Origin of the sequence: Parabacteroides provencensis (genome assembly GCF_900232875.1) — a bacterium.
Classification (GTDB): domain Bacteria; phylum Bacteroidota; class Bacteroidia; order Bacteroidales; family Tannerellaceae; genus Parabacteroides; species Parabacteroides chinchillae.
On sequence record NZ_LT960489.1, the window covers coordinates 476,966 to 495,270 of the forward strand.

Annotated in this window: 17 protein-coding genes; 1 reads left to right on the forward strand and 16 read right to left on the reverse strand. The window is 33.0% G+C overall.

The genetic code is table 11. From position 1 onward, the window contains the following. Positions 1–10: 10 nt before the first annotated feature. From CTY47_RS08940 to CTY47_RS09015, 16 genes are all read right to left on the reverse strand, one after another. On the reverse strand, positions 11–1,126 hold the full coding sequence (locus CTY47_RS08940) for a 6-bladed beta-propeller (protein ID WP_099464418.1): 1,116 nt from the start codon (positions 1,124–1,126) through the stop codon (positions 11–13). A 168-nt stretch (positions 1,127–1,294) separates the two neighbouring features. Next, positions 1,295–3,220, reverse strand: a complete 1,926-nt coding sequence (locus CTY47_RS08945; RefSeq protein ID WP_143813363.1) for a hypothetical protein — start codon at positions 3,218–3,220, stop codon at positions 1,295–1,297. 150 nt (positions 3,221–3,370) lie between these two features. Beyond that, positions 3,371–4,453, reverse strand: a complete 1,083-nt coding sequence (locus CTY47_RS08950) for a 6-bladed beta-propeller (protein WP_099464420.1) — start codon at positions 4,451–4,453, stop codon at positions 3,371–3,373. Further along, the gene (locus CTY47_RS08955; protein WP_099464421.1) at positions 4,450–5,592 is read right to left on the reverse strand and encodes a 6-bladed beta-propeller; all 1,143 of its coding nucleotides are present in this window, start codon (positions 5,590–5,592) and stop codon (positions 4,450–4,452) included. Before CTY47_RS08955 ends, CTY47_RS08950 begins: the two co-directional genes overlap by 4 nt. After that, positions 5,589–6,710 carry a 6-bladed beta-propeller gene (locus tag CTY47_RS08960; protein ID WP_199163414.1) on the reverse strand — a complete coding sequence of 374 codons (1,122 nt, stop codon included), beginning with the start codon at positions 6,708–6,710 and terminating at the stop codon, positions 5,589–5,591. The genes CTY47_RS08955 and CTY47_RS08960 overlap by 4 nt, the downstream gene beginning before the upstream one ends. 84 nt (positions 6,711–6,794) lie before the next feature. Continuing rightward, positions 6,795–7,799: a hypothetical protein gene (locus tag CTY47_RS08965; protein ID WP_099464422.1), complete on the reverse strand. Its 1,005-nt coding sequence runs from the start codon at positions 7,797–7,799 to the stop codon at positions 6,795–6,797. Between the two features lie 169 nt (positions 7,800–7,968). Then, positions 7,969–8,211 (reverse strand): NVEALA domain-containing protein, encoded by a 243-nt coding sequence (locus tag CTY47_RS08970; RefSeq protein ID WP_099464423.1) that lies wholly within the window; start codon positions 8,209–8,211, stop codon positions 7,969–7,971. Between the two features lie 190 nt (positions 8,212–8,401). Then, entirely contained in the window at positions 8,402–8,665 is a 264-nt protein-coding gene (locus CTY47_RS17535) for a DUF1573 domain-containing protein (protein ID WP_099464424.1), read from the reverse strand. 117 nt (positions 8,666–8,782) lie between these two features. After that, positions 8,783–10,789, reverse strand: coding sequence for a hypothetical protein (locus CTY47_RS08980; RefSeq protein WP_099464425.1), 2,007 nt, complete (start codon positions 10,787–10,789; stop codon positions 8,783–8,785). A gap of 30 nt (positions 10,790–10,819) precedes the next feature. Then, positions 10,820–11,830, reverse strand: coding sequence for a BF3164 family lipoprotein (locus CTY47_RS08985; RefSeq protein WP_099464426.1), 1,011 nt, complete (start codon positions 11,828–11,830; stop codon positions 10,820–10,822). Positions 11,831–11,842: 12 nt separating this feature from the next. Continuing rightward, positions 11,843–12,970: a 6-bladed beta-propeller gene (locus CTY47_RS08990; RefSeq protein WP_099464427.1), complete on the reverse strand. Its 1,128-nt coding sequence runs from the start codon at positions 12,968–12,970 to the stop codon at positions 11,843–11,845. 623 nt (positions 12,971–13,593) lie between these two features. After that, a complete protein-coding gene (locus tag CTY47_RS08995) occupies positions 13,594–14,709 on the reverse strand; it encodes a 6-bladed beta-propeller (protein WP_158228519.1) in 1,116 nt (371 codons plus the stop codon). Positions 14,710–14,954: 245 nt separating this feature from the next. Beyond that, on the reverse strand, positions 14,955–16,067 hold the full coding sequence (locus tag CTY47_RS09000) for a 6-bladed beta-propeller (protein WP_099464429.1): 1,113 nt from the start codon (positions 16,065–16,067) through the stop codon (positions 14,955–14,957). 83 nt (positions 16,068–16,150) lie between these two features. Continuing rightward, positions 16,151–16,393, reverse strand: a complete 243-nt coding sequence (locus tag CTY47_RS09005) for an NVEALA domain-containing protein (RefSeq protein WP_099464430.1) — start codon at positions 16,391–16,393, stop codon at positions 16,151–16,153. A 188-nt stretch (positions 16,394–16,581) separates the two neighbouring features. Next, positions 16,582–16,740, reverse strand: a complete 159-nt coding sequence (locus CTY47_RS17600) for a DUF1573 domain-containing protein (protein WP_099464431.1) — start codon at positions 16,738–16,740, stop codon at positions 16,582–16,584. A 56-nt stretch (positions 16,741–16,796) separates the two neighbouring features. After that, a complete protein-coding gene (locus CTY47_RS09015; protein ID WP_099464432.1) occupies positions 16,797–17,033 on the reverse strand; it encodes an NVEALA domain-containing protein in 237 nt (78 codons plus the stop codon). A gap of 182 nt (positions 17,034–17,215) precedes the next feature. On the opposite strand from CTY47_RS09015, the gene CTY47_RS09020 reads away from it, so the two are divergent. Continuing rightward, positions 17,216–18,271, forward strand: coding sequence for a winged helix-turn-helix domain-containing protein (locus CTY47_RS09020; RefSeq protein ID WP_099464433.1), 1,056 nt, complete (start codon positions 17,216–17,218; stop codon positions 18,269–18,271). The last annotated feature ends 34 nt before the right edge of the window (positions 18,272–18,305 follow it).

Consider the following 18,305-nt stretch of genomic DNA (forward strand, 5'->3'; position numbering starts at 1 on the left):
CATATATTAGTTAGATAAATTTCATTTTTCTCACACATAAGACAAATTCTCCATCTTTTAAATGGGCAATTATATCATCAGACAATTCAGCATAATCTTGATATTCCTGATAAAAATCAGGATTAATATATGAAATTAAAGCAGAATCACTAAATCCGGTCAATGCGCTTTTGTCGAAATCTTCATTTTTGGCACCTAAATATACTTTATGAAACTGATTATCTATAATAAAAGCACGGCTTTCCCTATGATACCAGAGAGTACCTAATACAAATTTATCCGTAACTACGGCAAATTCTTTTAAAAGAATGCAACCGTCAAACTCTCGAAGGTTTCGTTCTATATCTTTCTTTATTTCATTCGATACATTTTCATCACCAAAATCCAGCAGGACATCACTTTCCAATTCTCCATCTCTTTTTGAGAAAATATATATATGATTATCTATCGGTCTGTTATAAACAATACTGTTCTGTAACTCTACAAATTGATATCCTGATATCCAATAATTATGGTCTATATATTCATCATATTTCAAATACGATTTAATAACATTTAAATCTTTATCCGTGATGACAACTCGATCACCTTTACATTTCCCATTGTTCCATGATGACAATCCAAACATATAATTACCATTATCAAGCATTTGCATGATGTCAACTTCAAAAGGGAGTTTTACAGACTTTACAAACTGAAATTTATTATCATATACAAATAATTTATCCAACCTTCCATCTACGGTGTATATATTTCCTATCGAATCAACATCAAAACAAGAAATGTCTAAATACTCATTAGGCCCTTGTCCGAACTTTCCAACTTTTCCTAATGCATTTCCATTAATATCATATACTAATAATGACTTTATACCTTCATCCAATATGTATATATTATTATTTGACAGCTTGATCTGATCAATCTTCCCAAATACTACCCGTGAATCACTTTTTAATTTGATAAAATAAGGTTTATCAAAAAAAGCATCTTCAATATGCGTATCTTTTACTCTCTCTAATTCTTGGAAATTTATAACCTTAGAAGAATGAGCAGTATTCTCTCCACCATGGTAACCACACCGCAAACACAAAAAAATAGCACAACCAATTATAACAGTGTTTTTCATAATAGAATCATAGTTTTGTTTTCATACCTGAATAATGCTGCTCAATATAAGAATTATTATGACATTATTACTCTTACAGTTTCGAAATATTCGTATTATTTTAACTATTATAAATACACACACAAAAGAGACTCCTTTTTAAGAGCTATAAACATTCTATATTTTTACTTAAAGATAGAACTTTTGTTCCCCATCTTTATAAATAAACAAGTTTTCCTCTTGTCCCCGCGTTAAATCCCTTAACCAAAGAACAGCGTTTTGAGGAACATTATACAACAAATAATTCGTTTCCGCTATTTGTTTTCCCAATGAAGTCCAACCTTTATCGCCATTAAAGAAAAATAATTCATATTCATCTCCTATGCGGATAAAATTATCATCATTCCGTGGGATAAACATGAGCTTTTTCACTGTCACTTCTTTCGAAAAATCAAGATGAAGAGAAGCCCCTTTTCCTTCAGCCGTGTAATATGACAATGGATCATCATCTTTTATATTCTGAACTGTAGGCGAAACATGTTTGTCCATAATTATATATGGTAACTTTTGTTCTCTTTTTTCATCTGCATAAAATTCAAGTTCTGCAAGTTCTAATTGTTTGTCTGATGAAGTTGAACAACGAGCGTAACGGAATGTACGTGACGGGATAATTGGAACAGTATTGTAATTTGTACGGATTGTATCAATAATTTTATGAAGCCGATAGACAGGTTTAAAGAAAGGATTATCAGCGTATTCAATGGAAATGTTTAAAGCATTATCCAAATGTGCGGTTATGCGTGTTGCTAATGGTGTTTTGCGGATTAGCTTAGCCTTTTCTTTATTTTTTGTGTCAGGATGATAGAAATATGTTTTTTCTCCATCAAAAAAGAAAGGATAACCTACTGTTTTAATATCTCCATTAGCATAAGACGCAGGAAAATACAACAAATTAGTTCCCAGATTTTTAAACAAAGCTTTTCCTTTTTGAACCGGAGAGACCGTTTGTGGAACCCAACCTTTACGCCCAAAAGCACATAAATAAAGATTTTGTTCGCCTTCCATATGAGGAATTTCTATTGACAGCGTATTTTCTCCATAATATTCAGCCGTTACATCCTTAATCAAATTATTCTCTATAATCTTATGTAGTCCTCGGAATCCGATTCCTTTTGCAGAACTAGCAGATTGTTCTGCATAACATTGCCTGTATATTTTCCGCTTAGGGCGAATATCATCATCATTTCTTCCTCGTTTTATGCCTTTAATATCAAAATCGGTTGTAACTAATTGGCCGGTCGTATCCTTAACAGACACCCAATAATGAGTAAAAGATAAATTATAATAGAAATAAAGCATGTCCAGATTTGCAGGTATTCCCAATGAGCGTAAAACATAGATCGCAAAATCGACAGCTTCCTTACAACCACCAATCTGCTCTTTCAATACAAAAGAAGCCCTGTAGCGGGGCAACTCAAAAGGCATTAGGAAATTGTTGGGCAACTCTTTATGACCGATATAGAGTGCCAATCTGTTACAAGCCTCTATCACATCAGTACCCTGATATAGGGAATCTAATACGGGAGAATAACGATCATAACATTCTTTCTTCCACGATTCCAATGGTTCATGCTCTATACGGTAAGGCAAAATCATTCGACAAAAATCATCGAATGAGTAATATTTAGCCCAAGGACGTTCCTGCCAGACTTTGAAAGAAAAGTCTATGTTTTCAATCAGATAGTCTGCTTTAATAACCTGGCAATCGTATACTTTGCGCGCTTTTGACAATTTATTCTGTATCTCTACTATGCGATAGGCATCACCTTGGTCCAGCTTGTTTTCTCTAACTGTTTTTATTTTCAACTGTTCCAACTCATCAGCATGCAGAATCTCCAGGCTATAGTGCTGCGGCATGTTTTCGATAAGGAAACGGGCAGCTTTCAACTTTAAAGTATCATCTTTATAGTGTGTCAACACCTTTTCTAACTCTATGTGATTATCACCTGCAAACTTCAACGCTGCTACCAAACGCTTGTCTTCTTCAGAAGAACAAGACAACAAACCCGCAATAATGATAAAAATGAAGTATCTGTATATATTACTAATTTGCATACTTTTCGAACCTTTCTTAATTATAATCACAGGTTAAAGATAAACAAAAATCGTTATTCCAAGAGTGCGCCCATGTCGAGAATAATCTTATGTTCAATATCCAAAGTTTGTATATATTATCTAGAATATATTTTTCTGGAAGATATAATTCTAATTAAAGAATTCAAGGATATAAGGATTGTCTTCTGTTTGAGAATCAATCTTACTTCCTAACCTATTTATGAAACCTGTTGTATTATCTGAGATCTGATCAGGAGTTATATATAATAAAATGCTATCATCACTATCACCTGTTGTTATTGTTGAGAGAACAGAACCATAAGAAAATACGGTTGAAACAATTTGATCCTTAGTTACCTTTGTTATGTAATTTTCTCCATTCTGGGATGTTTGTATCCAGACTGCATCATTTAAGCACAGGATGTTATTAATATAAGAACCTTTGTTTGCTTCCATAATAAAATCTATTCCAAATCTGTTAAACAGATCCAATAATTGCTTCTCCGAAAGATAGGACTTTTCTTCTGTCAGGATGCACTTCCGGAAAGTCTCCGTTTGAGGATTAAATAGAACAAATGAGTTAGAAATACCTAGCTGAAAAAGATATTTATTCTTGTAAGCAACAAACTGAACGGGGCGAAACATGATAAATGGAATTTCTTTTTTGAGGTATTCCGAAATTATATTGCCATCCTTATCTGTCAGAGTAAGAATATTTTCATTTTGTCCGGTAATCAAAAGAATGTGAGAGCTCTCAAGCCTTCTGAACTTGTGAATGATAAACGGATAAGCTATTTTATATTTGAATGTAAAGTCAGAAGCATCATATACTTTCAGGCTTGTATTATCGGAAACCCAAACTTCCATTTGTCCATCTATCTCATAAACATCAAAATCTTCTATATGATGATATTCTTCCGGGCCTTGCCCCATTTTATTTAATGAAGAAACAAATTTTCCTTGCTCATTAAAATGAAATATCGACTGACCATTGGAGGACAATATATAATAGTGTCGATTCATTTTTTTTATTTTGTCTATTTGTCCAATGAGGCAATCAGCTTTTGTTTCCAACGGTGTGACGGAATACTTCTCGGTGAACAGTGTTTCCCATTCAGGATGCATCTCTTTAGCCGTTGTAAACTGCCCTAACAAGACGCTCTGTTGTTGTTTATTGTTATCACATGAAATAAGCAAAAACGAAACGAACGCTAATAAGATAATTGTTTTCATAAGCTGTTTTTTATTTTAATTGAGAGCATTATCCAATTGCTTTTATTTTCGGACAAGAAGGGCAATAGCCTTTTGATATTCGGATACGTGCACTTGTTTTTTTGATAGTGCTTTACCAGGTCTTTTTCTTTAATAATAAAATACAGGCATTGTCCATCTGATCCAATAAACGGATTATAAGTTGTTGGCCGATAACCGTCAAACAAGCTATTGAACAACTGCATCGTATTGTTTGCTAATTTTATAGTACAAAAATCATCTTGTTTCCCGGCAAGTTTAAAAAACAGTCTGCCGGATGCTTGATAGAAGCAATATTGACTGTATATGTACTTACGCTTTGTTATAATATCGGACATATCCTTATCCGAAAAACCGCCATCAGGATACATATCCCTTGTTAGAAAATCTCCATGAAAATTAAGATAATAATATGGTTTTACCTCTTCCTTTTTAGCGTTGTATAAATAGATCGTGTCTGTACAATCCGGGAAAATAAACAGATTACTGTTATTTACATCGGGAGCAAACATATTCTGTGGAAAAAAAGGCCGTTTCTTCTTATTGATACTCTTTAGAAACACATTATGTATTGACTTAAAATCAGTCAAAGCAAGATGATGATTTTCTATATTGTTAGGGCCTCCTCCATCATAAACCAGAAAATTCTGACTACCGACAGCCGCTAAATCAACAATCGGGAAAGGCAAACTAAATCTGCTGATCAATGTACCATCCAGCTTGAACTTATTCAGTATTTTTAATCGACTGACAACCCATAGCTGTTGTTGGCTTGGAACTATCACCAAAGAGCTCACTAAAAGTGTATCCGAAAATGTAATCTCTTTTACAAACTCTCCTGTATTTTTATAAATAACGACTTTATTTCCAGCTATGGTCCTAACCATTAAGTAAAGGTAATCGTTGTATCGAGCCATTTTGATACAACTATCAAAAGAAGACCTATTTCCCGATTTTAAACAGATACAGGAAATATCGTCAACCAGACTATTAAAATCTGACACTTTAGCATCTTTTATATCAATCCTGATTATATCTTCTTTATTCAAACAAGACGAACTTCCTTTTGAATACAGAGGAGGACATATTACAAGTAAAATGATTAGTATAGCTGTTTTCATAATCGATGAATTGAGGATGTATAGTATTTTTTATCTTTAGATACTACATCTACTTGAGGTCTTTCATACGTAGAATATAATAGGCTCTCCCTTTTTAAATTAAGGATTTCTAGATAGGCAAATTGTATTTCATCGTTCAGGCTCATTATAATCCGGTTATTTTGAGAATCATAGCAAAACTCAACAATTTTATATCCAACGTCCAACGTCTGTATATAATTGCCTTCCAAATCAAAAACAAGAAATTGAGTAGGATAATTACCCTGAATATATTTCTCTCCGAGATAGGATGCAATGATCTTATCTTTGCAAAATCTGACATCTCCAAAATAGTCTGTTTGATTTGATGTAGTACTGTCCCAATCGGGGCCGTAGATATTATACTTCAAGTTTCCGTCAAGATCGCAAACCGTTATTAAATCATGGTATAAATAGCATTCAACATACAAATCGTGCTCAACGGAAACATCCAAATAAACCCGTTTACGCTCTATATCCGGATGCATATATTTCATTGGTGTTATCTCGCCTGTGTTCATGTTCCACTTCGCAACAAATTGTTTATATCCGGAATTTCCCGTAGGTTCCATAATAGCACCTATGCACTTCGTATCATCAATATATCTGTATTCGGTAGAAAACAATCGCTCTTTTATTTCCGTTTTCACTTCTGGCATATAGCTTGACGGATTAGCCAAGACGCTATCTAAATTATAGCCAAACACTTTTTGCTTCCCATGGTCTGTGATATAAAATGTCCGGTGAGCCTCGTCCGTCTCCAGACATACCATATTGGTTATTTCGCCGAGGCCTTGTCCTCGATTGGCTGTACCTGCAACATATTGGAAATTGTGTTTATCGATTATATGTACAATATTATCAAACGCCTTATAGTCACTAATAATCAGATAGTCATTGAGAATATTGAGCTGAGAAATGCCTCCGATCAGGACATCCTTAATTACTATCTCTTTTACTTTCTGCCGGACAGCAATGACATTGTCACGCTTGCCCTGATATTTTTCTGTTACACAGCCTTGCTTGCAACCGGAACAAAGTGACAGAAGCATAGAGTAACTTACCTGAAAAAGTAAAATAAAGTTATCGCGTTTTCTCATTTAGACTAGATTTAATACTGCAATGTATGAATTATTATTACATAACCTTCCCTTTTATCTTCTTTAAATTCATATTCAGCGCAATTATAACTCACAGGTTATAAGTACAAAATCAGGATTAAGGCCAATCGCATAGAGTTGGTTGTTTTGAGGAGAGGCTGCCAAACGCAGAATGGGCATACCCAGATCCAGAATTTTAACCAAATTGAGGTCGTAGTCATATAAGAATACGGTATGGGGAAGCTTTGTAAAATCGCGCCCTACGGTCTGCTCATCCGTTTGATCCACCTTTCTATCCCGTTCCAATGTTACAATGTAATCGGAAGTCAAAGCCAAATCGCCGGCTCCCCTCTCCTTCTTATTATAAGATAGTTTCCCCTGCGACACTGAACATTCATCGGTAGACAACAACTCTTTATATAAATCAAAACTGTTCTTCTTTTTCTGATATACTGCGACATAAGGGAACATAAATGTTGTATATACCAAGCATTCCCTTTTAGGGTGATACATAACTTGGCCTTGAAAACAAGCATAAGAATCATCTACCTCTTCCGGGAAAGGGAGCTTCCCGAAAGCGTCGTTTTGTCCTTTAGATACAAAAGTAAAAGGTTGCTTTTGTGCCGGATTAAAATAAATGGACTGTTGTTCATTCAGCGGAATGATGCTTGTGATATTTTTTAAAGATTGCGTTGTGGCCTTTAATATACCCGGTTTGTTTTGCACAACGCTATCAAGAGAGAAAACAATTTGTTTATCCGCATTTAGATCATATACGTAAAGACAGTTATCCGGATAACTCATTAGTTGAGGTGTAGAAAACTCGTACGGGCCTCCCCCTACAGAAACAAATTGTTTAATATCATCCCCATTAACCGGATCCAATACGTGTACTACGTTCTCTGCATTAAACGGGTCTGTCCATAAGATAAAGTTTTCAGTTCGTATCAACTGCCCGGGCATTGCAGATTCAAGATCCCGGCTTACAATATCTACTGCTATTGTGCTTCGTTCTATCTCTGTTGTTTTATTTTTTGAACATGCGGTTAAAAGTATAAACACAAGAAGCAAGGCTTTATATATTTTCATTTTGTTTTTAGTTTTAATAGAGTGATTTGAAATAGCTTTTCAGAACCACCCTTTTTATTAATTTACATCATTACAGAACAATTCGCTCTCTTCGTAAATATATATAACTAACACATTGATATTTGCTAGATTTTAAATTAACCTTCACATCACTTCGCTGATTTACATATTATTGACGAATTGCATATGAATGGTTTTGACCATCTTTACCATAACAAGATGCAGAATACCAAACAGCAATACAACCTGTTGTTGCTGTAAAATCACCACTATTCTCTCCTGAAGCTAATGCTTCCACATTCTCTAAAGCGATATCACATAATGTTACATTACTCTTACTTGCATTTATATTCCAAGCTGCACATACGCCTACAATCGCAACAATTGCAATTCCTACTATTTTCTTTTTCATTTTGATATTTTATTAAGTTGATTTATGTTTTAATTACTATACTTCATCTGCTTTCCTTCGATAAGTATTACCATATCTCTCCAATTCTTCTTACTTTTGCATTATCACCTCCTTTCTATTTTAGGTGGAGACAATCGGGGAAGTTTGCTTTAGCGTTCACAAATCTGCAGGCATTCTTCCCTTTTTCTCATTATAGAGCTTGTCCCCTTATTTTTAATCGTATAGGTTGTTCCGTATTACATTTTATCATAATTGTTTCATCAAACATGCCGGATTCCTTTGGGGTCATCTCAACTGTAAGATGGAGTGACTCTCCTGGTTTAGCCGGATGCTTATCGAATGTTAAATGGCATATCAGCAAGTAAACTTGTTCCTTAAATAACCAATAAACTATCTCTTGAATTTTACTCGTAATCCAAACTAAAATAGTCAATCCTTTCAACTTTAAATCCATAACAATCCAAAGAACCGGTTCCTAAACAATATGCAGTACCTTCTCCTGCAATAGTGCTATGATAAATGAGTTGTTATCCTGGTTATCAAGGCGTCTTTCGGATCAACTTAACTGTTTCTACATCCATCTTATTATTCCGTTTTCATACATAAATATGCGTTCCATGTTCTTTTGGAGTTGAAAGGAGTCATTCTCTATTCTGTACAGAGTTCCCATTGGAACATCTTTAAAAATAAGAATATCGTTATTCCCTTTTTGCTCATTAAAAGGGAGCCAGCCAATATCCCAGTAGTATAGTTTGTATTTGCAATCCGGACGCATCCGGCTGACGGTATAAGGCATATAATCAATACCGGTGATATAGTTTTCCGGCATATTAAACCGAATTCTTTTTGTACCTTTCTTTTTACAGATAGCCTTTAGACCGGTGGCTGATCGATTATCTGTTAACATAGATATGGATTCCTGTTTGTTTATAGGTATTACTTCTGTTTCTAATGTAACATTCATAATCCGTCTAGTTTCACTATTGTTGTCTTTAGTGAAGAATGCAATTTCACATAAAGATAGTGTATCGGAGGGCATTTCAATTTCTATGGATTTATATTTGTGCGGACTGTCTACTTCGATATGGTTTTCCCACATATCAGTTAAATCGCCCATAATGCCTAGTGTATCGATCTGATTCCCACCTTTACGGATACCGGTAATTACGGAACCTATAAGCGGGTGTAATGCCTTAACTTTATCCTCTGTTTCCCAGAAACACCCGATAGACCTGGTGTATATATCCCCTTTTTGCCCGGATGGATGTAGGTATGTAATTTCTCCTTGATCTGAAAGATAAAAAGGATTACAGATGGGTTTTATATGTCCGTGTTTGTAAAGTCCGGCAATATAAACAATATCTTTTCCCATGCCTTTAAATGAGACTTGCTTGTCATTAATCTTCCCCCATTGAACCGGAATCCAATCTCTATAACCATACACACAAATGTAGGCATACTGTTCTTCCGGATCAACGGAAGGGGGAAGGGGTATGGTAATGTTTGCCGTATCAAAATATTGATAAGATACATCCATTAGTCTGGGATTCCGGAATAAAGCCGGTATTTCTTTTCTTTTTACTTGTTTGTCAAACAGAGGGCCTTGCCTGTTCACAGAGAAGGTCTGTCTGTATACTTTGGGCAGTCTGAATTTCCCCCATGCTTTATCGTATGCTTTATTGTTGAAGATTACTTTATAATTCCATTTATCATCATTCCAGAAAGGTTCAAATGGATAGGCTTCATTATTCACAATAAGCGTATTCCATGTATGCGGATTATTGCGGTTCCCTCTGGCCGGAACGAAATCTGTACAAACTGCCATCCCCATAGATGCCAGTAATAAGGAGTTATGCCAGCTTTTGTCGCTGCATTGTCCGTATTTTATTTTTTCCAAAGTCTTTACACTATGGATAGGAATACTGGCTCCGTGATAATAATTGAAAAAAATATCTTTATATAAGTATAATAAAGAATCGGTTGCTTCAATGAAAGTTCTGCTACTGTCTTGAAATAGGCTTCCATATTTTTTATAATATTTTTCTCTGGAATCATCCAGAATTATTCCATTCTTGAAACGATAGGGTAAAATGAAATTACAGAACGTTTCAAAAGGAAGATTCTTGGTATAAGCATTTTTCTGCCATGCCTCAAAGGCTAGATCTATTTGTCTGATTAGCCAGTCTGCTTTGATTGTTTCTATATCCTTCTCTATTTTAGATGAGAGAAAATAACGTGACCTGTTTTCATCTGTCAGACTGTCAATTTCCAATTCCCATTCTTTTGGCCTTTCCCAATTATATTTTTGGGAAATAGCCTCATGACGGTTGTACAAATCACCCAGTTTTTCATCTTCGTTCTGACTAACAGAGTAATATTGTGGCATATTTTCGATTAAGAAAATAGCTGCTTTTTGTTTTAAAGGTTTTTTTTGATAATGCGATATGACTTTTTCAAGCTCTATCCGATTGGTTGATGATAAGGATAGGGCTTCTTCCAGCTGTTTATTTCTATTGAAATGGCAAGAACAAAATAGAATAGAACTTAACAAATAAACTGAAACATTGAATAGGTACATATATGTCTATTTTGATTTAAAAAGTTATACTTATTTTAAAGCATATCTTAAAATATCTTGTCCTCCTGCCGGATTAGAAGATATAGCATAAAGATAACGATTGTTTTTATCTACTGCCAAACATCGTAGATTACGATCAACTTGCCAGGTTTTTACATGTTTGCCATTCCATTTAAAGACAAGAATTTTTGATGAAGCTGTAAAATCAGTCGAGCCATCATATAGACAGTATACATATTTAGATGTAGAATAAATAGATGTAAAACATTTTACACTATTTATTACGTCTATTTTGTTTTCAGACTGAAAAGGGATAAATGTCTGTTCCCCAAATTTGTAATTGGTTTTAATATTACCTTGCAGATCATAGAATGTGACATAATTTGTAAAACGAAAGGCTGAGACAATAGATTTTGAAGTTTCGTTTACGCATAAATTATTTATCAGGGCCATAGAAACTTTTGGCATATCTTTTATTATAGCAGGAGGAGTATCCACCCAATAATATCCAGAATCTGAATTATAGAAATAAAAGCAGAATTTTTTATAATCTGTTATAGGTACAGCAAAAATCTCTTTCGAAGTAATATTATAATCCACACTTTTGCGAAGCCTTCTATCCAAGATTATACTATTAATATTTATTCCAGTATTAGACAGTGTGATATCTTTTAAATAAATACCATTATCTACTACACTGAGTTGATTGCCTACATTTTTACTACGATAATCTGATTGCACAAATTGGGGTGATATTAATCGATTATTATCTCCATTCCTTAAACAAAATATATCTGCAGGTTGAGAATCTTTCAGTGTATGGACTTGCATCACTGAATCACTTTTACTATCTAGTACTACTATAAAAGAATCGGTTATTTGAATATCATATAAATAACTGTTACAATCTTTGGTAAACAGCACACTACTATTGCCTAGTAACTTCACATTTGTATTAATGACTAAATTACCGGGTAGCTGGTTACATGCAGAGATAAAAAATATACATACTGTCTCTATTAATAAATAAATGTGTTTCATAAAACAATGATGTTATTTCGGTTTAAATAAACATAATACGGGATTATCTTCTTCTGATATTTTGTCTGCAATTTGGTTTAGATCTTCACGGAAAGTTGGTTTAGATTTCAGGTCTTTTGCAGATAAACACATTACAAAATAATCATCATAAGTTCCTATTATATAAAAACCTCCTATTATACCAAATTTTTTTGAAAAATCTTTCATATGAAATGTATTTGTTTCTTTTGTCTTTTTATTATAAAAACCAATAGTACTATTTTGTATCCTTACAAAATAACTAATTGCCAAATAATTATTGTTTTCATGCATAATAAAAGAATTAACATAATCTGACTTTAGTAACATATCAGGTCCTACTGCGCCTCTTTTTTGTATAACATCAGATATATATTCTTCCGGAGGCATTTCTTGTTTTCCAAAAGAAATAGTATAAACAGGCTTTATATCTGTTGATGTAACGCTATATACAGTAGGCCTATATGGAAAGCTAACATAGGTTTTATGATCATATTGGTATAAAGTATGTACTCCCATACAGTAAGGTGAATTCTTTGGAATATTCCCTAGATAGGAAATATCTTCCAGATCTGTGTTTGTAATGTATATAGGATATATTTTTCTTCGTCCGGCATCAAATCCTACTAAATCATACCAAAGTATATTTCCGTCTTCCAGCCAAATACAATCGTAAAAATTGAAAAGGCTTTGTTGTGATACGTATTGGTAATCATTGAGCCGATAATGAGTCAGCCTGTTTAACCTGATATCTGCAATGGACAAGAGGTTGTTCTTTTCATCAATATGAATTTTAAGAGGCATTAAATACCCTCCAGGGCCATCTCCTAAATGACCTATTTGTGTAATATATTTACCTTGATTATCGAATTCAAAAACTCTACCATTTTGGTCTCCATCTGTTATAAAAATATGATTGTTATAAAATTGTATGTTTACTATACTTCCCAATAAACAATCATCTGTTGTTTCCAATGGAATAAATTTGCATTCTAAACTATCTACATTCCAATGAGATTCCTTTGTTTTATCAAATGTAATGACAGTTAATGAGTTCCCTATTTCTTGTTGCTGCGAACATGAAATAAAAAAGGTAGATAGTATAATTAGTATTTTGTGCATAAATTAAATAATTATTTCCAGAGGGGCCGAAAGCTGATTTATGACACAAATGTTACAATGGACTAGTTCCGTCATTCTAGTATTTAAGCCACGTAAGCCAATTTTGTGTATAGCTGCGGTTAGTTCCATAATGGCACGTTATGTTATATCTTTTCGGGCACCCTCATTTTTGATTAACAAGTTATTATACCGATTCCCGAACAAGAATAACCTCCTTCAGGCTTAGGGACTCTAATCGCATAATCTTGAATACCATTATCTACTACACTGAGTTAATTATCTACATTTTTACTACGATAATCTGATTGCACAAATTGGGGCGATATTAATCGATTATTATCTCCATTCCTTAAACAAAATATATCTGCAGGTTGAGAATCTTTCAGTGTATGGACTTGCATCACTGAATCACTTTTACTATCTAGTACCACGATATAAGAATCAGTTATTTGAATGTCATATAAATAACTGTTACAATCTTTGGTAAACAGCACTCTACTATTGCCTAGTAACCTCACATTTGTATTAATGGCTAAATTACCGGATGGATGGTTACATGCAGAGATAAAGGATATACATACTGTCCCTATTAATAAATAAATGTGTTTCATAAAACAATGATGCTATTTCGGTTTAAATAAACATAATATGGGATTATCTTCTTCATTTACATTTTTAGCTATTTCCTGTAAGTCTTGTTGCCAGATTGAGTATTTTTTTACTATTTCAGGGCTGACATCTGCAATGAAATAGTTTTGATATGTACCTCTTATAAGCCCAAATCCGTTTAATCCTGATAATTTCATAAATTCATCCCATTTGTATTTGCAACTTTTTCGCGAATGCTTGTTATAAAAACCAATATAAGGATTCATTCCTTTTACAAGAAAACAAGCACTGATGTAGTCGTCTGTTTCTTTTATATTACATGTTGAAATATAATCTGTTGGTAATATTGCATTTGCATAATTTTTAGAGGCATTTCCTTTCAGCCATGTTAGAGTGGCAAATTTATGAGTTCCAAAATCCAGCTTAAAATGCCTTTCTGCACTCTCAGAAGTTATATGATAGACACCCCCCATAAAAGGTAGGTTTAGAAATAATTCTTTATTAAATTCATAGAAAATATTTCCGGAAGAGATATTTCCTTCTATAGCAAAATCTGCAGGAACTAAGTATTTTTTTTCATTTAATAAACTGTCTGTTATTTTTATATAGAAAGTATTTCTTTGGTCTGTATCGTAACCTGAACTTTTTACCCAAGCAATATTTCCATTAGCCAGTAATGCACATTCTTCAAAATGATCAGATTTTTTCGTTAGAATAAGACTAAAATCATTTAATTTGTAATATAATAATTTTGCTCCTCCACGATCTGCAAGAGTTATTGTCTGAGTTTTTTGGTCTATCCAGAATGAACATATTTGATTGTATTCGTCGGGACCTCCTCCTAAAGTTCCTATTTGTGTAATAAATTTACCCGTAATATCAAATACCATTACTTTAGATAACTTATTGTCTAAAATGAATATTTTGCCATTATGTATTTGTATATTTCTTATTCCGGATAACAAACAATTCTCAGTTGTTTCTAAGGGTATAAATTTATATTCAATATTGTTTTTCATAATAAGATCATTATTATTTCTTATATGAATAATATCATTTTCAGCACCTTGAAACCCTGGCTTTGTGCAAGCAGAAAAGGCAATAAATAGTATGATAATTAATTTAGTCATAAATACTTTGTTTTTTATAAAGGGTGAACAAGTATTCATTCACCCCTTTTAGTAATAAAAGACGGAAAATTGTTATTATATGAATAATTCAAACTACTAATATATTTTTTCTAACATATACTATTGCCTAGTAACTTCACATTTGTATTAATGACTAAATTACCGGGTAGCTGGTCACATGCAGAGATAAAAAATATACATACTGTCCCTATTAATAAATAAATGTGTTTCATAAAACAATGATGTTATTTCGGTTTAAATAAACATAATACGGGATTATCTTCTTCATTTATATTTTTAGCTATCTCTTGTAAGTCTTGTCGTGAAATGGAATTTCGTTTTAATGCTCCTGCACTAATATCTGTTATAAAGTAGTCATTATATACGCTTTTTATGTGCCCTATTCCAACCAGGCCTGTCAGTTTAATAAAATCAGTACCGCTATATTTGCAACTAGATTGTGTATTTTTATTATAAAAACAAATGTACCCGTTTGCTCCTTTAGCATAAAAACAAGCACTAATGTAGTTTTTCGTCTCTTTTATATTACAAGCAGAAATATAGTTAGAAGTCATTATTGCACTTGCATAATTTTTGCTTGCTTCTTTTTTAAGCCAATCTAAAGGTGCAAATTTATGATTACCCAGATTTATCGTAAAGTGCTCTTCTGCCTTTTGAGAAGTAATATGATAAACAGTAGACTTAAATGGTATGTTTAAAAATATCTCTCCGCCATTTTGATAAAAAAAACTTCCTGCTGCTACTCCATATTGTATAGAAAAATCAACCGGGAGTAAATATTGTATATGGTTTAGTTTGTTGTCTGTTATTTTTATGTAATATGATATTCTTTTTTCTGTTTCAAATCCATTTCCAAGATACCATGCAATATCCCCATTGGAAAACCATGCACACTCTTGAAAATACTCTGTTTTTTGTGTTGAAATCAACTTGTAATCATTTAATTGATAATGTAGTAATTTACACGAAACAGCATCAGCTAAAGTTATTACATGCGCAATCGAATCAAGATGGAATGTACAGACATTTAAGTATTCATTTGGACCTTCGCCCAAAGAGCCAATCTGAGCAATAAATTTGCCAGAGGTATTAAACACAAGTACTCTAGACAATTTACCATCAAGTATAAATAATTTATTATCATATATTTTTACATCTCGTATACTTGACAAAAGAGACTCTGTTGTTGTCTCAAGAGGTATAAATTGGTAGTCTAAAATGTTTTTGATAGAAAAATTGTTATTGTCATTAATGACAATCGTGTTAGTTTGTATCGTTTTTTGTTCAGAGCATGCAAAAAAAGATATTACTATCAATATAATTGAATATTTGAGCATAACTTAGATATTTGATTTTTAGAGAGAATGCTAAATAAACATTCTCTCTTTATTACTTAATTTATTTATGCTTTAGACTGATTCTAGCATACACTAGTTCCTCCAGCAGTACATGTTTTTTGTAAGTGTGTATTTCCAAAGCCCCCTTCCCAACTCATATAAATATACCATGTTCCAGGAATATCATATTCTCCACTTGCTAACGCTTCCACGTTATCTAAAGTTAAATCAGATAATGTGATTTCATTTTTATTTTCATTCACATTCCATGCTGCTGCTATCGCAATCATTGCAACTATAGCGATTCCGAATAATTTCTTTTTCATGATATTTTTTTGTTTATAAGTTTATTAATCTACTAATTTTTTAGTCTACTGTTCTCTGATAAAAAAATTTGCAATTCTTAAATTCTTCTTACTTTTGTGCCATCACCTCCTTTCTATTTTAGGTGGAGACAATCGGGGAAGTTTGCTTTAGCGTTCACAAATCTGCGGGCATTCTTCCCTTTTTTTCATTATAGAGTTTGTCCCCTTATTTTCAACTGTATCGGTTGCTCCGTATTACATTTTATCATAATGGTTTCGTCGAACATGCCGGATTCTTTGGGAGTCATCTCAGCTGTTACATTTGAAACCTCCTCAGATTGAACCGAATGTTTATCGAATGTTATAATGGCACATCAGCAAGTAAACTTATTCCTAAAATAACCAATAAACTATCTTTTGAATTTTACTCGTAATCCAAACTAAAATAGTCAATCCTTTCAACTTTAAATCCATAACAATCCAAAGAACCGGTTCCTAAACAATATGCAGTACCTCCGCCTTCTCCTGCTGCCAGCGCTTCTACATTATTTACAGTAATATCTTTAATTACTCTATACTTTTGAATAAAAATATAGGAGATTAAAATAAAACCAATAATACTCACAGTTAACAATGTGTGTTTTACAATATTCGTTCTCATATCAAAATTAGATTTAGTGTATAAATAAACAAACTCCCTTTTATAATAGCAAAAAATATCAAAAACATATAAATGACAAATACCAAAAACCTTTTTAACAATATGTCATTTTCTTGTCATTATATTTGTATCTCTTTGATTAAAAATTATTTATATTTACATTATAATTAATTTATATTTCTATGAAAATTCCAAACAAGACTAACATTCAATATATTGCAACCATTATTTGTATAAGTTTAATTGGTGGATTTTTAACTTGCATGAATTACTCTATAGACAAAAAGCACATTCTAAGCGGTACAAACCGATTATTCAATAAAGCAATTCACTTAGACAAAGATATAAGAGAAAATGAAACACCTTTTTTTGGGATTTCCATTCCTATTGCTAAAGACTCCACTCCTTCAGGTTTGACACAGAAGGTTTGGAATAAACATGCATCACATGTCATTACGCGCACAAATGACAATACTATTCTAACCCAAAAGACAGAAGATTCAGGATCGATAACAAAAAATGAAAAAAAATATCTTTGTGAACAAATGTACTTAGTTAAGAAAAACCCTATTGATCCTGCCCGTTTAGACAGTATTTTTGCAGAAGAACTACATCAAAATCATATTTTAGCTCAAACAGCAGTCATTTATGAATGCGATAGCATTAAGCATTATAGCAATGCAGACTCTTCATTCTATGCTTCTGCTTACAAACTGGACGATATTGTACTTGAACTGGATCATAAAATTAGACTTCAAGGTTATATAAAGCTACCATTCACATACATAATACAACAATCCCGTTCGCTTTATTTCCTGACAATTTTGATATGGTTATTATTAACAGGTGGAGCTACCTGGTTATTACTAAAAAAGAAAAAAGAAGAAGTTCCGGCTATTATTATTCCGAAAGGCTATATTGCAATTTCGGAGAAACTACTTTTCAACGAAAAAGAAGGTATTTTAAAATACCTGGATAGAAAAGATGTTGTATTATCCGGCTATAAGCTAAAACTATTCATTTCTTTACTAAACGAAAACGGACATTTTATTCCTATAGAAACTATAAAAGATATAGTCTGGGAGGACGGAATGTCTACCAGGGTCGCACTTATTCAAACTGTTAAACGCTTGCGGGAAGACCTGAGGTTCATACCTGACCTAAAGATAGAAAACAGTAGGGAGAAAGGCTATCGGCTACAAATTAAAAATAAAACAAAAAAGGATGCCCGTAAATGAGCATCCTTCCATATCCAACTAATTTATTAGCAAC

Bases quoted from the DNA above. Each gene is read 5' to 3' on its own strand.
- CTY47_RS08995 (WP_158228519.1), bottom strand. From the start codon at position 14,709: ATGACTAAATTAATTATCATACTATTTATTGCCTTTTCTGCTTGCACA.
- CTY47_RS09005 (WP_099464430.1), bottom strand. From the start codon at position 16,393: ATGAAAAAGAAATTATTCGGAATCGCTATAGTTGCAATGATTGCGATA.
- CTY47_RS08950 (WP_099464420.1), bottom strand. From the start codon at position 4,453: ATGAAAACAATTATCTTATTAGCGTTCGTTTCGTTTTTGCTTATTTCA.
- CTY47_RS08980 (WP_099464425.1), bottom strand. From the start codon at position 10,789: ATGTACCTATTCAATGTTTCAGTTTATTTGTTAAGTTCTATTCTATTT.
- CTY47_RS08970 (WP_099464423.1), bottom strand. From the start codon at position 8,211: ATGAAAAAGAAAATAGTAGGAATTGCAATTGTTGCGATTGTAGGCGTA.
- CTY47_RS09000 (WP_099464429.1), bottom strand. From the start codon at position 16,067: ATGCTCAAATATTCAATTATATTGATAGTAATATCTTTTTTTGCATGC.
- CTY47_RS08940 (WP_099464418.1), bottom strand. From the start codon at position 1,126: ATGAAAAACACTGTTATAATTGGTTGTGCTATTTTTTTGTGTTTGCGG.
- CTY47_RS09015 (WP_099464432.1), bottom strand. From the start codon at position 17,033: ATGAGAACGAATATTGTAAAACACACATTGTTAACTGTGAGTATTATT.
- CTY47_RS17535 (WP_099464424.1), bottom strand. From the start codon at position 8,665: ATGGATTTAAAGTTGAAAGGATTGACTATTTTAGTTTGGATTACGAGT.
- CTY47_RS08945 (WP_143813363.1), bottom strand. From the start codon at position 3,220: ATGCAAATTAGTAATATATACAGATACTTCATTTTTATCATTATTGCG.
- CTY47_RS08990 (WP_099464427.1), bottom strand. From the start codon at position 12,970: ATGCACAAAATACTAATTATACTATCTACCTTTTTTATTTCATGTTCG.
- CTY47_RS08960 (WP_199163414.1), bottom strand. From the start codon at position 6,710: ATGAGAAAACGCGATAACTTTATTTTACTTTTTCAGGTAAGTTACTCT.
- CTY47_RS08965 (WP_099464422.1), bottom strand. From the start codon at position 7,799: ATGAAAATATATAAAGCCTTGCTTCTTGTGTTTATACTTTTAACCGCA.
- CTY47_RS09020 (WP_099464433.1), top strand. From the start codon at position 17,216: ATGAAAATTCCAAACAAGACTAACATTCAATATATTGCAACCATTATT.
- CTY47_RS08955 (WP_099464421.1), bottom strand. From the start codon at position 5,592: ATGAAAACAGCTATACTAATCATTTTACTTGTAATATGTCCTCCTCTG.
- CTY47_RS08985 (WP_099464426.1), bottom strand. From the start codon at position 11,830: ATGAAACACATTTATTTATTAATAGAGACAGTATGTATATTTTTTATC.